Origin of the sequence: Isoptericola jiangsuensis, assembly GCF_002563715.1 — a bacterium.
Taxonomy (GTDB): domain Bacteria; phylum Actinomycetota; class Actinomycetes; order Actinomycetales; family Cellulomonadaceae; genus Isoptericola; species Isoptericola jiangsuensis.
Map to the genome: position 1 here is coordinate 2,758,160 of NZ_PDJJ01000001.1, position 15,075 is coordinate 2,773,234.

General features: G+C 74.4%; 12 protein-coding genes. 5 read left to right on the forward strand and 7 right to left on the reverse strand.

The window, feature by feature from the left end; translation table 11 throughout:
* The first annotated feature begins 38 nt into the window (after nt 1-38).
* The gene (locus ATJ88_RS12630; protein WP_098464123.1) at nt 39-2,747 is read left to right on the forward strand and encodes a DEAD/DEAH box helicase; all 2,709 of its coding nucleotides are present in this window, start codon (nt 39-41) and stop codon (nt 2,745-2,747) included.
* Between the two features lie 4 nt (nt 2,748-2,751).
* Here the strand turns inward: ATJ88_RS12630 and ATJ88_RS12635 are convergent, their stop codons facing one another.
* Nucleotides 2,752-3,504, reverse strand: a complete 753-nt coding sequence (locus ATJ88_RS12635) for a sulfite exporter TauE/SafE family protein (protein ID WP_098464124.1) — start codon at nt 3,502-3,504, stop codon at nt 2,752-2,754.
* Between the two features lie 70 nt (nt 3,505-3,574).
* On the opposite strand from ATJ88_RS12635, the gene ybaK reads away from it, so the two are divergent.
* The 3 genes from ybaK to ATJ88_RS12650 all read left to right on the forward strand — a co-directional run bounded on the left by ybaK (nt 3,575) and on the right by ATJ88_RS12650 (nt 6,947).
* A complete protein-coding gene (gene ybaK / locus ATJ88_RS12640) occupies nt 3,575-4,072 on the forward strand; it encodes a Cys-tRNA(Pro) deacylase (protein WP_098464125.1) in 498 nt (165 codons plus the stop codon).
* Between the two features lie 64 nt (nt 4,073-4,136).
* Nucleotides 4,137-5,528, forward strand: a complete 1,392-nt coding sequence (locus ATJ88_RS12645) for a M20/M25/M40 family metallo-hydrolase (protein ID WP_098464126.1) — start codon at nt 4,137-4,139, stop codon at nt 5,526-5,528.
* 63 nt (nt 5,529-5,591) lie between these two features.
* Nucleotides 5,592-6,947, forward strand: a complete 1,356-nt coding sequence (locus tag ATJ88_RS12650) for an anaerobic C4-dicarboxylate transporter family protein (RefSeq protein WP_098464127.1) — start codon at nt 5,592-5,594, stop codon at nt 6,945-6,947.
* Nucleotides 6,948-7,154: 207 nt separating this feature from the next.
* On the opposite strand, the gene ATJ88_RS12655 is transcribed toward ATJ88_RS12650, so the two are convergent.
* Entirely contained in the window at nt 7,155-7,562 is a 408-nt protein-coding gene (locus ATJ88_RS12655) for a hypothetical protein (RefSeq protein ID WP_098464128.1), read from the reverse strand.
* A gap of 46 nt (nt 7,563-7,608) precedes the next feature.
* A complete protein-coding gene (locus tag ATJ88_RS12660) occupies nt 7,609-8,007 on the reverse strand; it encodes a YccF domain-containing protein (protein WP_098464129.1) in 399 nt (132 codons plus the stop codon).
* Between the two features lie 82 nt (nt 8,008-8,089).
* On the opposite strand from ATJ88_RS12660, the gene ATJ88_RS12665 reads away from it, so the two are divergent.
* On the forward strand, nt 8,090-8,839 hold the full coding sequence (locus ATJ88_RS12665; protein ID WP_098464130.1) for a YggS family pyridoxal phosphate-dependent enzyme: 750 nt from the start codon (nt 8,090-8,092) through the stop codon (nt 8,837-8,839).
* 10 nt (nt 8,840-8,849) lie between these two features.
* Here the strand turns inward: ATJ88_RS12665 and ATJ88_RS12670 are convergent, their stop codons facing one another.
* Genes ATJ88_RS12670 through ATJ88_RS12685 form a run of 4 tightly spaced genes read right to left on the reverse strand, consistent with a single transcriptional unit; the run spans nt 8,850 to nt 15,065 of the window.
* Complete coding sequence (locus tag ATJ88_RS12670) at nt 8,850-11,696, reverse strand: FAD-binding and (Fe-S)-binding domain-containing protein (protein WP_098464131.1); 2,847 nt, start codon at nt 11,694-11,696, stop codon at nt 8,850-8,852.
* Nucleotides 11,687-12,628: a BadF/BadG/BcrA/BcrD ATPase family protein gene (locus tag ATJ88_RS12675; RefSeq protein WP_098464132.1), complete on the reverse strand. Its 942-nt coding sequence runs from the start codon at nt 12,626-12,628 to the stop codon at nt 11,687-11,689. Before ATJ88_RS12675 ends, ATJ88_RS12670 begins: the two co-directional genes overlap by 10 nt.
* The gene (gene murQ, locus ATJ88_RS12680; protein WP_098464133.1) at nt 12,625-13,560 is read right to left on the reverse strand and encodes an N-acetylmuramic acid 6-phosphate etherase; all 936 of its coding nucleotides are present in this window, start codon (nt 13,558-13,560) and stop codon (nt 12,625-12,627) included. Before murQ ends, ATJ88_RS12675 begins: the two co-directional genes overlap by 4 nt.
* Complete coding sequence (locus tag ATJ88_RS12685; RefSeq protein ID WP_245852411.1) at nt 13,557-15,065, reverse strand: sodium:solute symporter; 1,509 nt, start codon at nt 15,063-15,065, stop codon at nt 13,557-13,559. Before ATJ88_RS12685 ends, murQ begins: the two co-directional genes overlap by 4 nt.
* Nucleotides 15,066-15,075: the final 10 nt, after the last annotated feature.

Sequence of the window (15,075 nt, forward strand, 5' to 3'; positions counted from 1 at the left end):
CCCGGGACCGGCGCCCCGGCTGACACAATGACCGCACGATGACTGCCACCGACGCCGCCCCCACGACCGCCCGCCCCGCCGGCACCCTGCTGCCGTACCTGCCCGCCCCCACCGGCAAGGCGCCGGACCCGGACGCGCTGTTCGAGGGCTTCGGGCAGTGGGCGGCCTCCGGCGGGCGCCCCCTGTACCCGCACCAGGAGGAGGCGCTGCTCGAGCTCATGACGGGCTCGCACGTCGTCCTGGCGACCCCGACCGGGTCGGGCAAGTCGATGGTGGCGATGGGGGCCCAGTTCGCGGCGCTCGCCGCCCGCCGCTCCGGCGGCGGCGGCCGCACGTACTACACCGCGCCCCTCAAGGCGCTGGTCAGCGAGAAGTTCTTCGACCTGGTGGCCGCGTTCGGGTCGCGCAACGTCGGCATGATGACGGGCGACTCCGCGGTGAACGCCGACGCGCCGATCATCTGCTGCACCGCGGAGATCCTCGCCAACCTGGCGCTGCGCGACGGCGCGGGCACCCCCGGCCACGACGACTTCGTCGCGCAGGTCGTCATGGACGAGTTCCACTACTACGGCGACCCGCAGCGCGGCTGGGCGTGGCAGGTGCCCCTCCTGGAGCTCCCCCACACCCAGTTCCTCCTCATGAGCGCCACCCTCGGGGACACCACGCGCCTGCGCGAGGACATCGCCGAGCGCACCGGCCGCGACGTCGCGGAGGTCGCCGGGGCCGAGCGGCCCGTCCCGTTGACGTTCTCCTACGTGCTGGAGCCGCTGGGCGAGGTCATCGACGAGCTCGTGCAGACCCGCCGCGCCCCCGTCTACGTCGTGCACTTCACGCAGAAGGACGCCGTGGACCGTGCGCAGGCGCTGCTCAGCTCGAAGATCGCGACCAAGGAGGAGAAGGACGCGATCGTCGCCGAGATCGGCGCGTTCCGGTTCGGCACCGGGTTCGGCAAGGTGCTGAGCAAGTACCTGCGCGCCGGGATCGGCGTGCACCACGCCGGCATGCTGCCCAAGTACCGCCGGCTCGTGGAGCGCCTCACGCAGAAGGGCCTGCTCAAGGTCGTGTGCGGCACCGACACGCTCGGCGTCGGCATCAACGTGCCCATCCGCACGGTCCTCATGACGTCGCTGGTGAAGTTCGACGGCGAGCGCATGCGCCACCTGTCGGCGCGCGAGTTCCACCAGATCGCGGGCCGGGCCGGGCGCGCCGGGTTCGACACGCTCGGCGAGGTGCTCGTCATGGCGCCCGAGCACGTCATCGAGAACCGCAAGGCCGTGGCCAAGGCGGGCGACGACCCGAAGAAGCTGAAGAAGATCGTCCGCAAGAAGGCCCCCACGGGGTCGGTCAACTGGACGGACTCCACGTTCGAGCGGCTGCGCGACGCCCCGCCGGAGCCGCTGTCCAGCCGGTTCGCCGTCACCCACGCGATGGTCCTCAACGTGCTGGCCCGCACGCGCGGCCACGCGCACGGCGGCGACGTCGACCCGGTCGAGGCGATGCGGCACCTGCTCACCGCGAACCACGACACCGACGCCCAGCAGGCCGAGCACGTGCGCCAGGCGATGCGGATCTACCGGTCGCTACGGGTGGCGGGCGTGGTGGAGAAGGTCCGCGTCCCGGACGCCTCGCGCCCCGCCGGGTACCGGCCGAGCGTGCGGCTGGTCGTGGACCTGCCGCGCGACTTCGCGCTCAACGCGCCGCTGTCCCCGTTCGCGCTGGCCGCGATGGACCTGCTCGACGTGGACTCCCCCACGCACGCGCTCGACGTCGTGTCCGTCATCGAGGCGACCCTCGACGACCCGCGCCAGATCCTCTACGGCCAGCAGAAGAAGGCGCGCGGCGAGGCCGTCGCGGCGATGAAGGCCGAGGGCATCGAGTACGAGGAGCGCATGGAGCTCCTGGAGGAGGTGTCCTGGCCCAAGCCGCTGGCGGACCTCCTGCAGCCCGCGTTCGAGATGTACAAGCGCACCAACCCGTGGGTGGCGGGCGCCGAGCTCGCCCCGAAGTCCGTGGTGCGGGACATGCTGGAGCAGGCGATGACGTTCGCCGAGCTCGTCAGCACGTACGCCCTGGAGCGCACCGAGGGCGTGGTGCTGCGCTACCTCGCGGACGCCTACCGGGCCGTGCGCCAGGTGGTGCCGGAGGAGCACCGCACCGAGGACGTCGCCGAGGTCGTGGAGTGGCTGGGCGAGCTCGTGCGCGGCGTCGACTCGTCCCTGCTGGACGAGTGGGAGCGCCTGCAGAACCCGGTGGACGACGATGCCGACGACGTCGTGGACGGCGAGCTCGCCGAGGCGGGTGCCGAGGCCCCGGCCCGCCCGGTCACGGGCAACCCGCGGTCCTTCCGCCGGCTGGTGCGCAACGCGATGTACCGCCGCGTCGAGCTCGCCGCACGGGAGGACTACGACGCCCTGGAGCGTCTGGACGCCTCCTCCGGCTGGGACGGCGACGCCTGGGCGGACGCCCTCGACCCGCTGTTCGAGGCGCAGGGCGACGAGGCGATCGGCATCGGGCCGCAGTCGCGCGCGTCGTCGCTGGTGACGGTCCTGGAGCCGGGCGCGGAGCTGCCCGCCGGGGCGGTGCCCGCCGACTCGGGCGTGGTGCCCGCCGGCGTGTGGTGGGTGCGGCAGGTCCTCGACGACGTCGACGGCGACCACGACTGGGCGATCACCGCGCACGTCGACCTCGCGGCGAGCGACGAGGCCGGGGCGCCCGTGGTGCGCGTGCTGGGGGTCGGGCGCCTCTGAGCCGTCAGAGGCCGCTGACGCCCCGCACGAGCGTCGCGACGCCGCCGACGTAGGCGAGCGCGACCAGGGCGCGCCGGGTGTGCTCGGCCGACACCCGTGGGGCGAGGACCTCACCGATGCCGAGCCCGCCGAGGATGGCGGCCATGAGGACGACCCACTGCCAGGTGTCCAGGGTGGGGAACGGCGCGTCGGCGAGGACGAGCTTGGCGGTGAGCGCCGCGAGCGCGTTGGCCGCGAAGTACGGCTGCGCGGTCGCGGCGAACTTCTTCGGCTCCCAGCCGCTGAGCACGGCGTAGACGGCCACGGGCGGGCCGCCGATGCCGGCGGCGACGGACCCGACTCCGCTGGACATGCCGGTGACGGCGAGCGGCCAGCGGGCCGCGGGCGACACCGGGTGGGTGCCGTGGGCGCGCAGCCGGGCGGTGACGACGGCGAGCGTCATCGCGAGGATGACGATCGCGCCGACGGTGATCTCCAGGACGGGGGCGCTGACGTCCCGCAGCAGCAGCGCGGCGGGCACGGTGACGACGAGCGAGGACGCGAGCATCCAGCCGAACTTCGCCCACTCGACGTCGCGCACCACGCGGCCGAGGATGACGGTGGACGCGATCGCGCCGGCGAGGTTGACGAACAGCACGCCCTCGAGCGGGCCGACGATGAGCACGATGAACGGACCGGCGACGAGCCCGAAGCCCATGCCGGTGACACGTTGCAGGACCCCGCCGACGAGGATGGCCAGGACGAGGAGGGCGAGCACCCGACCACCGTACGTGAGCGCTCACGAACGCCCGTGCACGGGCGGTGTGCCCTGGGGCACAATCGCGTCCGTGGCCAAGAAGACCAGCCGCGCCCAGGCCGGCACCCCCGCGATCCTGGCGCTGGACCGGGCGGGTGTCCCCTACGCCCTGCACCCGTACGAGCACGACCCGGCGTCCGACCTGTCCTACGGCCTGGAGGCCGCCGCCGCGCTCGGCGCCGACCCCGCCCAGGTGTTCAAGACGCTGCTCGCGGACGTCGACGGCGCCCTCGTCGTCGGGGTCGTGCCCGTCGCGGGCAGCCTCGACCTCAAGGCGCTGGCCCGTGCCGTCGGCGGCAAGCGCGCCGTCATGGCCGACCCGGGCGTCGCCCAGCGCGCCACGGGGTACGTGGTGGGCGGGATCTCCCCGCTCGGGCAGAAGCAGCGGCTGCGCACCGTGCTGGACTCCTCGGCCACGGCGTTCGACGCCGTCTACGTGTCGGCGGGGCGGCGCGGGCTCGACCTGTCGCTCGCGCCGACCGACCTGCTGCGGCTCACCGGGGGCGTCACGGCCGACGTCGGACGCTGACGCCCGCCCGTCGCCGCCCGGGGTTCGCCGCGCCGACCCCGCGACCCGGCGCTACCGTCGGGTCATGACCGCTCCCACCAGCGACGGCGCCGGTACGACGGGCCCCGACGACGCCGCGCTCGACGACTCCGTGCTGCGACCCAAGATCGCCGGCCTCATGCCCGACGTCCTCGCCGAGCTCGAGGCGCTCGTCGCGATCCCGTCGTGCGCGTTCCCCGGGTTCCCCGCCGAGCCGGTGCACGCCGCGGCGCAGCGCGTCGTGGACGCGTTCGGCCGGTACGGCGTCGAGGCGCACGTGACCCCCGTCGAGGGCGGCTACCCGGCCGTCACCGCGGAGATCCCCGCGCCGCCCGGGCGACCCACGGTGCTGCTGTACGCCCACTACGACGTCCAGCCGGTGCCGTCGTCGCAGAAGTGGTCGACCGACCCGTGGACCCCGACCTGGGTGGACGGGCGCCTGCACGGCCGCGGCGCCGCCGACGACAAGGGCGGGATCGCGATCCACCTGGCGACCCTGGCGGCGTTCGACGGCCGCCCGCCCGTGGGGGTGCGGCTGGTCGTGGAGGGCGAGGAGGAGACCATCTCCCACCTGGAGGCGCACGTCGAGTCCCACCCCGACGACTTCCAGGCGGACGTCATGGTGGTCGCGGACATGGGCAACCTGGTGGTCGGGGAGCCGGTGCTCAGCGTGGGGCTGCGGGGGCACGTCAAGGCCGTGGTCGAGGTGCAGACCCTGGCCGCCCCGGTGCACTCGGGGCTGTTCGGCGGCGCCGCGCCCGACGCGCTCATGGCCCTGATCCGGGCGCTCGCGACGCTCGTGGACGACGACGGGGCGTGCGCCGTCGAGGGTGTCGCGTCGGGCGAGTGGGAGGGCGCCGACCACTCCGAGGAGCTGCTGCGCGCCAACGCGGGCGTGCTGGACGGCGTGGACCTGGTGGGCACCGGCCGGGTGGCGTCCCGGCTGTGGGCGCGCCCCAGCGTGAGCGTGCTGGGCATGGACGTCACGAGCACCGCGGAGGCGTCCAACGTGCTCCAGCCGACGGCGCGCGCCGTGGTGGCGATGCGCATCCCGCCGGGCCAGGACCCGCGCGGCGCGATGGACGCGCTGGTGGGGCACCTGCGCGCCGCGGTGCCGGGCCACGCCCGCGTCACCGTGACCGAGGACAAGATGTCGCCGCCGTTCTCCCAGCCCACCGACGGGCGGGCGTTCGGCCTCATGCGCGACGCGCTCGCGACCTCGTACGGCCGCCCGGTGGAGACGGTCGGGTCGGGCGGGTCCATCCCGCTGCTGGACACCCTGCGGTCGGTGGCCCCGCAGGCCGACTTCGTGCTCGTCGGGCCGGAGGACGCGCAGCACGCGAACATCCACGGCCCCGACGAGAGCGTGGACCCCCGGGAGATCGAGCACATGGCCCTCGCCCAGGCGCTCCTGCTCCAGGCGCTCGCCCAGGACTGACCCTCCCCCGCACGGCCCGTCGGGCCGTGCCGGACCGTGCACCGCCGACCGGAAGGAGCGGGCGTGGACACCCTCGTCCTCGTGCTGGAAGCGCTCGTCGTCGTCGCCGCGATCTACCTCGGCGTGCGTCTCGGCGGCGTCGGGCTCGGCCTGTGGGGCGCCGTCGGCGTCCTGGTGCTCGTGTTCGTGTTCCACGAGCAGCCCGGGTCGATCCCGTGGGAGGCCATCCTCGTCATCCTCGCGGTCATCACGGCGGCGTCCGCCATGCAGTCCGCCGGGGGCATCGACTACCTCGTGGTGCTCGCGGAGAAGGTGATCCGGTCCCGGCCGAGCATGGTCAACTTCCTGGCGCCGCTCATGACGCTGCTGTTCTGCGCCGGGTCCGGGACGGGCAACATCATCTTCCCGCTGCTGCCCGTCATCTACGAGGTGTCCTACGAGCGCGGGATCCGCCCCGAACGGCCGCTGGCGACGTCGGTCGCGGTGTCCGGGTTCGCCCTCGCGGCGAGCCCCGTGGCCGCGGCGATGGCGGCGTTCGTCGGCCTCACCGGCAACCGGGACGACGCGCTGTCCCTCGGCGAGATCCTGCTCATCACGCTGCCCGCCGTGCTGCTCGGCACGATCGTGGCGGCCGCCGTGCAGTCCCGGGTCGGGCACGAGCTCGCGGACGACCCGGAGTACCAGCGCCGCCTCGCCGAGGGCATCGTGGCGCCGCCCCGCTCGGGCGCCGCGGGCGGCGCCCCCGCGACGACGACCACCACGACGGTGGAGCCCCGCGCCAAGCGGGCCGCCGGGGTGTTCTTCCTCGGCGTCCTGCTGGTGGTCCTGCTCGGTGCGTTCGACGGCCTGCTGCCGTCCTGGACGGTCGACGGCGAGACCGTCACCCTGTCCCTGACCACGCTGCTCACCATGGTGATGCTCGCCGTCGCGCTGGTCGTCATGCTGGTCGGGCAGGTCAAGCCCGCGGACGTGCTCGACGCGCCGCTGACCAAGTCCGGGCTGACGGCGATCATCGCCCTGCTCGGCATCGCGTGGCTGGCGAACACGTTCATCTCCGGCAACGAGGACACCGTCATCGGCGGGCTCACCGACATCGCCACCACCTACCCGTGGTTCCTCGCTGTGGGCCTGTTCCTCGTCGCGGCGGCCACCACCAGCCAGTCGGCGTCGGTCAACACGATGATCCCGCTCGGCATGAGCCTGGGCCTGCCGACGGCGACGCTGGCCGCCTACCTGCCCGCGATGGGCGGCGTCATGACGCTGCCCGCCAACGGCTCCCAGCTCGCCGCCGTCGAGATCGACCAGACCGGGTCCACGCGGATCGGCAAGTACGTGGTGAACCACTCGTTCATCCTGCCGACCCTCGTCATGGCGGTCGTGTCCGTGCCGACGGCGCTGCTCATCTCCACTCTGTTCTGACCCGGTGGCGCTGCGGGCGTCAAGCTCGTGCCGCACCCCACGGGGTATATGACACCGAGGTCTTGATCCGGAGGACTCTCGGTCGGACGTCTTGGCAAACTTCGCCATGCGTTGGCGACAGGCGTACTTCCGGCGGGCGTCGCGTACTTCACGTACCGCCGTCGTCTCGTTGCCGTTCGATGACAAGCCTTGCGGGACTGCTCCACCTCAGCGGCGGACAACGTCCGCAAACAACGCGCGCACGTGGGTCCCCACTGTCCGGCCGAGGACCACCCGCCCCTGCGGCGTCTCGACGATCAGTGAGCGGAAGACGCGGCCCGATCGCCTGTAACGGCCCTCCAAGTAGCCGACCGCGACCAGCAGGAGCTCGTCCAGAGAATCCTTGATCTCTTCGTCGTCCGGACGAAGAGTAGGGTTGATGAGGATGAACTCGTCCGCGACGCGGAGCCCGAACCAGTCGTCCCCGGGCGTCGATATCACCACCCAACGTGTCGGGTCCCCCACGGGACTCATCCGTAGCAGAGCCATCCCGTCGCGTCGCTCTGTGCTCGTTTCGCAGTCCGACAGCTCGGAGGAGATGAGGCGGAGGTAGTCCTCGATCTCACGCAGGCTCAACGTCCCGTCCCTCCTCCGTGTCGCTGATCGCGCGCTTGTCGGGCCGTCAGTGCTGGTAGGTCGGGTACCGGGCGTCGCTGGGCACGATGTCCTTGCCGAGCGGCAGCAGCGAGATCGGGATGAGCTTGAGGTTCGCGATCGCGAGCGGGATGCCGATGATCGTGATCGCCTGCGCGATCGCGGTGGCCACGTGACCGAGCGCCAGCCACCAGCCGGCGAACACGAACCAGATCACGTTGCCCAGCACCGACCAGCCACCCGCCTGCGGCTTGTCCACCACCGTCCGGCCGAACGGCCACAGCGTGTACCCCGCGATGCGGAACGACGCGATGCCCCACGGGATGGTCACGATCAGCACGCAGCAGACGATCCCCGCCACGACGTAGCCCAGGGCGAGCACGAACCCGCCGAACACGAGCCAGATGATGTTGAGCAGCGCCTTCATGCCCCCGATTCTCCCCCGGCGGGCCCCGCGGGCGCATCGGGGACCTCCCGGAGCCCGACCCCGAGGTTCCTAGACTGACCCCATGCCCTCCACGCTCCACGACCGGGTGCTCGCCGCGCGTGCACGCCTCGACGCCGCCGCCACGGCCGCGGGCCGCGACCCGGCGTCCGTCCGGATGATGCTCGCCACCAAGACGCAGGACGCCGCCACCGTGCTCGACGCCGTCGCCGTGGCGGCCGACGTCGCTGCCGCCCGGGGCGACGACGCGCCCGTCCTCATCGGGGAGAACCGCGTGCAGGAGCTCGTCGCCAAGGCTCCCGCCCTGGCGGACCTCGTGGCGGCGGGACGCCTCGAGGTGCAGATGATCGGCCCGCTCCAGCGCAACAAGGTCAACCAGATGCTCCCCGTGGTCACCGGGCTGGCGAGCCTCGACCGTCTGCCGCTGGCGCAGGCCGTCGCGGAGCGGTGCGTGCGCGCCGGGCGCACCCTCGACGTGCTGGTGCAGGTCAACGTCTCCGGCGAGGAGACGAAGTCCGGCGTGACGCCCGACGAGGCCCCGGCGCTGGCCGCCGCGGTCGCCGGGCTGGACGGCCTGCGCCTGACCGGGTTCCTCACCATCGGCGCACGGTCGGACGACGAGGCCCTGGTCCGTGCGGGCTTCGCGCGGCTGCGCGACGTCCGCGACGAGGTGCTGGCCTCGGGCACCCCCGGGACGGTCGACGCCCGCGAGCTGTCCATGGGCATGTCGACCGACCTGGAGCTCGCCGTGGCCGAGGGCGCCACGGTGGTGCGCGTCGGCACGGCCGTGTTCGGGGCGCGCCCGCCCGCGTAGCCCTCGCCGCTCAGACGGTCGCGGCCACCGCGTCGGCCGCGACCTCCAGCACGTGCCGGTACGTGCGGCCGGTGGCGCGGGACATCGCGATCTCGCACGCCCGGTTGCACGACGCGTGCTCGACGGAGTCGAGGCGCGCCACGTCGGCGGCCTCGGCGGCCGTCGCGGCCGCGGTGAGCTCCGGGTGGAGCATGCCGCGGTCGCCCGCGAACCCGCAGCAGCCCGCGTCCACGGGGACGCGCACGTCGTCGGCGACGGCCGCCGCGACGGCCCGCAGGTCGTCGTCGGTGCCGGACCGCACGGACGAGCACGTGGGGTGCAGGGTGAGCGAGGCGACGGACCGGATCCGCGCGGGGTCGATGCGCGGCAGAACGGTCCGGGCGACGAACGTCACGGCGTCGACGACGTCCACGGCGCGCGGGTCGCCCTGCGCGCGGGCGTCCGCCATGACGCGGGCCACACCCTCGGTGCAGGACGTGGCGTCGACGACGACGGGCACGTCGTGGTCGGCGGCGTCGCGGGCGGCGGACACGGCCGCCAGCACGCGCTCGGCCATCGCGGCGTGCCCGTCGGTGTACCCCTTGGACGACCACGGCGTGCCGCAGCACAGCGAGTCCAGCCCGTCGGGCACGACGAGGCCGACCCCGGCGGCCGCGCACAGCCGCGCGAGCGCCGCCTGCACGCCCTGGCCCGCCCCGTCGGGTCCGTCCGCGGCGGCGAACATGGCGCCCTGGCAGCTCGGCAGGAACACGGCCGCGACCTCGCCGGGCACCCCGGTGCCCCCGGCGGTGCGGCTGCGCCGGCGACCGCCCGCGGGCAGGTCGGGGCTCCACCGCGGCACCGTGTCGGCACCGAGCGCCGCGCGGACGACGTCGTTGGGCTTCTGCACAAGCGACGCGGGGACGCGTGCGGCGACGTCGAGCCCGCGGGCCGCCGTCGTCGTGACTGCGGACCAGTGCCCGGCGGCTCCGCGCCAGGCCCGCTGCTCGACGCGCCCATGCCCCTCGGCGCGCAACCGCTTGACCAGCGACCCGGTGTCGATGCCGACGGGGCAGGCGGTCGCACACATCCCGTCCGCGGCGCAGGTCTGCACGCCGGCGTACTCGAACGCGGCGTCGATCTCCCCCACCAGGACGGCGTCGCCGTCGCCCTCGGCGCGGCGACGCACCCGCCGGGCGACGATCCGCTGGCGCGGCGTGAGCGTGAGGTCCCGGCTCGGGCACACCGGCTCGCAGTAGCCGCACTCCACGCAGCGGTCGACCTCGGCGTCCACCCGGTCGACGGGCTTGAGGTCGCGCAGGTGGGCGCGGTCGTCGTCGGTGAGCACGACGCCCGGGTTGAGGACACCGGCCGGGTCGAACGCGTCCTTCACCGACCGCATGACGGCGACCAGCCTCGCCGAGTACTGGCGCGGGACGAAGGGCGCCATGGCGCGCCCCGTGCCGTGCTCCGCCTTGAGGTTGCCCCCGTGGCGCAGCACGAGCTCCACGAGGTCCTGCGTGAACGCCGCCAGCCGCGCGAGCGCGACGGGGTCCTCGAGGTCGTCGGTGAGCATGAAGTGCAGGTTGCCGTCCTTGGCGTGGCCGAACACCACGGGGTCGGCGTAGCCGTGCCGGGCGAGCAGCGCGGCCAGCTCCCGGCACGTGTCGGCGAGCCGTTCGACGGGCACGACGACGTCCTCCAGCAGGGCGGTCGTGCCGGCCGGACGGGCGCCCGCCACCGCGGCGTACAGGCCCTTGCGCACCGCCCACAGGGCGCGACGCTCGGCGGGGTCGGAGGTCAGGTCGACGGGCGCGACGGCCGGCAGCGCGTCGAGCACGGGTCGGGCGGCGGCGGTGGCCGCGGCGAGGCCCTCCTCGTCGTCGGCCCGGTACTCGACCAGCACCGCGGCGTGCTCGACGACGTCGAGGTCGCGCAGCGCCGCGGGGACCGTGGCCGCGCGCTGCGCGACCCGCAGGGAGGTGGCGTCCATGAGCTCCAGCGCGGCCGCGCCCGTGGCCACCAGTGCGGGCAGCGCGGCCGCCGCCTCCTCGACGCCGTCCAGCACGAGCAGCCCGGTGGCGGCCGCCCGCTGGACGGGGACGGTGCGGAACACGGCCTCGGCGACGAACCCGAGGGTCCCCTCGGAGCCGATGAGCAGCCCCCGCAGGATCTCGACCGGGTCGTCGGCGTCGACGAACGCGTTCACCCCGTAGCCCATCGTGTTCTTCATGGCGAAGCGCGCCGCGATCTCGGCCGTCGCGGCCGGGTCGGCCCGGACCTCGTCGCGCAGCCGCTCCAGGGTGGCCACGAGGTGCGGCTCGGCGGCGCGCAGGCGCTCGGTCGCGTCGGGTGCGGCGGTGTCCACGACCGTGCCGGACGCCAGCACCACCGTCATCGACTCGAGCGTGCGGTAGCTGTTGTGCTCGGTGCCGGCGGCCATGCCGGACGAGTTGTTGGCGACCACTCCCCCGACGGTGCACGCCGACTCGCTCGCCGGGTCGGGGCCGAGCGCGCGCCCGTACGGCGCGAGGCGCGCGTTGACGGCGCGCAGCGTGACGCCCGGCTGGACGCGCACGCGCCGGCCGTCGTCGAGGACCTCGACGTCACGGAACCCGCGCCGCGTGTCGAGCAGCACGCCGTCGCCGCTCGCCTGGCCGGACAGGCTGGTGCCGCCGGAGCGCAGCGTCACCGGGGCGGCGTGCCGTCCGGCGACCGCGAACGTGCGCGCCACGGCGGCGGCGTCCGGCGCCACGACCACGGCGGCGGGCACCAGGAGGTAGTGGGAGGCGTCGTGGGCGCGCACGTGCCGGTCGAGGGAGCGGCGCAGCACCCGGTCGGTGCCGAGCGCGGCGACGAGGTCGTCGATCAGGTCCACAGGAACCCCTCCTGGGTGGTCGCCCGGCCGTCGGCCGCGCGGACGGCGAGCGCGAGCGCGCCGTCGAGCGGGTCGCCGGCCGCGGGGCGGACGACGACGTCGGGGCGCAGGGCCGCGACCGCGGTCCCGAACGCCGCGGTGAGCGCGCCGCCCGCCCGGGCGACGCCTCCCGCCAGGCAGACCTGCGCGGGGGCGTCGGGCGGCAGCGCCGCCACGACGCTGTGCGCCGCGTCCGTCCCCGCGTCGGCCGCGATCCGCGCGGCCACCGGGTCCCCCGCGGCCGCGGCGCCGAGGACGTCGACGGCGAACGACGCGAGCACGCCGGCCCGGTCGGGGCGCGGGTAGAGCTGGCGGGGCCACGTGGCCGGGTCGCCGAACCGCTCCCTGGCCGCGGCGAGCAGCCCGGCGCCGGACGGGTCGACGCCGTCGTGGGCCAGCAGGGCGGCCCGCAGGCCGTCCGTCCCGATCCGGGCGCCGCTCGCACGGTCCCCGAGCAGGTGCCCCCACCCGTCGACCCGGCGCCACGGCGTGCCCGCGTCGGGGTCGGCGCAGCCGACGGCGATCGCGCCGGTACCGAGCACGACGACGGCACCGCCCGCGCCGTCGAGGGCGCCGAGGTGGGCGGTGACGGCGTCGATCGCCACCGCCGCCGGCGCACCGGTACGGTCCGCGACGGTCCGCGCGAGGGCGGCCGGGTCCGCGACCAGGCTGCCCAGCCCGGTGGCACCGACCCCGACACCCCGCACCGCGGCCACCTCGCGGGGCCAGCGCGCGGCGGCCGCGGTCAGCAGCGCCTCGACGAGCGCCGGCACGGAGGCGCCGTCCGCGCCCACCGACACCCGCTCGCCCGCGAGCTCGTGGCGCGGCCCGTCGTCGGCCCGCACCGCGACCCGGCTGCCGGACCCGCCGACATCGATCGCGAGCACGGTCATGCGCCGGTCGCCCCCGCGTCCCGGATCGGCTCGCGCGCCGCCGCGAGCGCGGCGCGCACCGAGCCCGCGGTCGCGGCGAGGAGCTCGTGCGCGCGGGCGGGCTCCACGTCCGCGAGGGCGGCGACGACGGCGGCCTTGAGGTCGCCGTCGGACCGCTCCAGCAGGATCCGGGCGTCGTCCTCGGCCAGGTCGGTCGCCTCGCGCAGGATCCGCACCGTCCGCTCGCGGAGCTTGGCGTTGGTCGCCACGACGGACACCATGAGGTTCCCGTAGGTGCGGCCCACGGCGATCATCAGCGCCGTCGAGAAGCTGTTGAGCACGAGCTTCTGCGCGGTGCCCGCCTTGAGCCGGGTCGAGCCCGTGACCACCTCGGGGCCGGTGTCGAGCGTGATGTTGACGTCGACGCCGGCGGCCAGCGGCGTGGCGGGGTTGGACGACACCAGCACGGTGAACGCGCCGCCGGCGCGGGCCGTGGCCAGCGCCCCGCCCACGTACGGGGTGGTGCCGCTGGCGGCCAGCCCGATGGCGACGTCGTCGGGGCCGAGCCCGGCCGCGTCGCGCGCTCCCTCGGCCGTCGAGTCCTCGGCGTCCTCGACGGCACGGACGAGCGCGTCGCGCCCGCCGGCGATGTGCCCGACGACGCGGTCCGGCTCCAGGTTGTACGTGGGCAGGAGCTCGCTGGCGTCGAGCACGCCGAGTCGGCCCGAGGTCCCCGCCCCGAAGTAGTGCACGGCACCGCCGCGGCGGAACCGGGCGGCCGCCTCGTCGACCACCTCCGCGAGGGCCGGCAGCACGGCGCGCACGGCGTCCACCGCCACCCGGTCCTCGGTGTTGAGGCGCGTGAGCACCTCCAGCGTCGGGACCGCGTCGATGTCCTCCGTGCCCGGGTGACGACGCTCGGTCGGCGACAGCGCGCCGTCGGCCGCCCTCATCGGACCTGCTCCGCGAGCTCGGCGTCGACGTCGGCGGCGGGGCCGGACGGGTGACGCAGGGACAGCAGGCCGCCGACGGCCAGCGTGACGAGCACGCCCAGCAGCGGGTACCACTGCCACGCCACCCAGACCTCGCCGGTGACGTACTTCTCCATGACGAAGAAGAACAGGTTGACCGCGACGGCCGCGACGAACGCGACGTTGGCGTCCAGCGCCCGAGCCCGCCGGTTGACGATCCCGAGGACGAACGACCCGAGCAGGCCGCCGTAGGTGATGCCCGCGATGCCGAGCGCGAGGACGACGATGTTGCCCTCGTCGGACTGGAAGAACACCGCCGGCGCGATGAACGCCAGCCCCCAGCCGATGGTCGCCCAGCGCCCGACCCGCAGGCCCTGCTCGTCGGTGACGGGGGTGCGGCGCAGCTTGGCGTACACGTCGGTCACGGTCGACGAGGACAGCGCGCTGAGCGAGGACGACAGGGTGCTCATCGCCGCGGCGAGGATGGCGGCGAGCAGCAGCCCGGACACGCCGGCGGGCAGTCCCTCGACGATGAAGCGCGGGAAGATCTCGTCGTTGCGGGTCAGGCCGAGCTGGTCGGGCGTCGCGTGGTCGTAGTAGCCCCACAGCGCGAGCCCGACGAGCAGGAACACGGCGAACTGGACGAGGACGACCACGCCGGACCAGATGAGCGCCTTCTGCGCCTCGACCTTGCTGCGGCAGGCCAGCAGGCGCTGCACCACGAGCTGGTCGGCGCCGTGCGACGCCATCGCGAAGACGGCACCGCCCAGCAGCGACGCGACGAACGACGACGAGTCGGAGATCGGGTTCCCGGAGAACACGAACATCTGCAGCTTGCCGGCGTCGGCGGCCTCGGTGAGCCAGCCGCCCCCGGTCTGCACGGAGATGACGACGATCGCCAGGACGCCGCCCAGCACGTACAGCAGCATCTGGGCGACGTCGACCCAGACCACCGCGCGGATCCCGCCGATGAACGTGTAGAGGATCGTCACCACGGCCAGCACGACGATGATCGTGAAGTAGTTCGTGGTGATGCCCAGCCCGTCGAGGATGAGCTTGAGCGGGATGGCGGCGGCCAGGACGCGGACGCCGTCGGCCAGGAGGCGCGTGAACAGGAACGTCACCCCGGCCGTGGTCTGCGTGCTCGACCCGAACCGCTTGCCCAGGTAGGCGTACGCGGTCACCATCTCGCCGTCGTAGTAGCGCGGCAGCATGAGGAACGCCACGACCACGCGCCCCAGCAGGTAGCCGAGCGCCACCTGGAGGAACGAGATGTTCCCGACGAACGCCATGACGGGCGTGCCCACCACGGTCAGGGCGCTCGTCTCGGTCGCGACCACCGACAGGCACACCGCCCACCAGGGCAGGTTGCGGCTGCCGAGGAAGTAGTCCCGCAGACCCTTCTGCTTGCCGCTGAGCCGCAGGCCCAGCCAGGCGGTGGCCGCCAGGTACGCGACGATCACCACCAGGTCGACGGTGTGCAGCATGTCGTTCTCC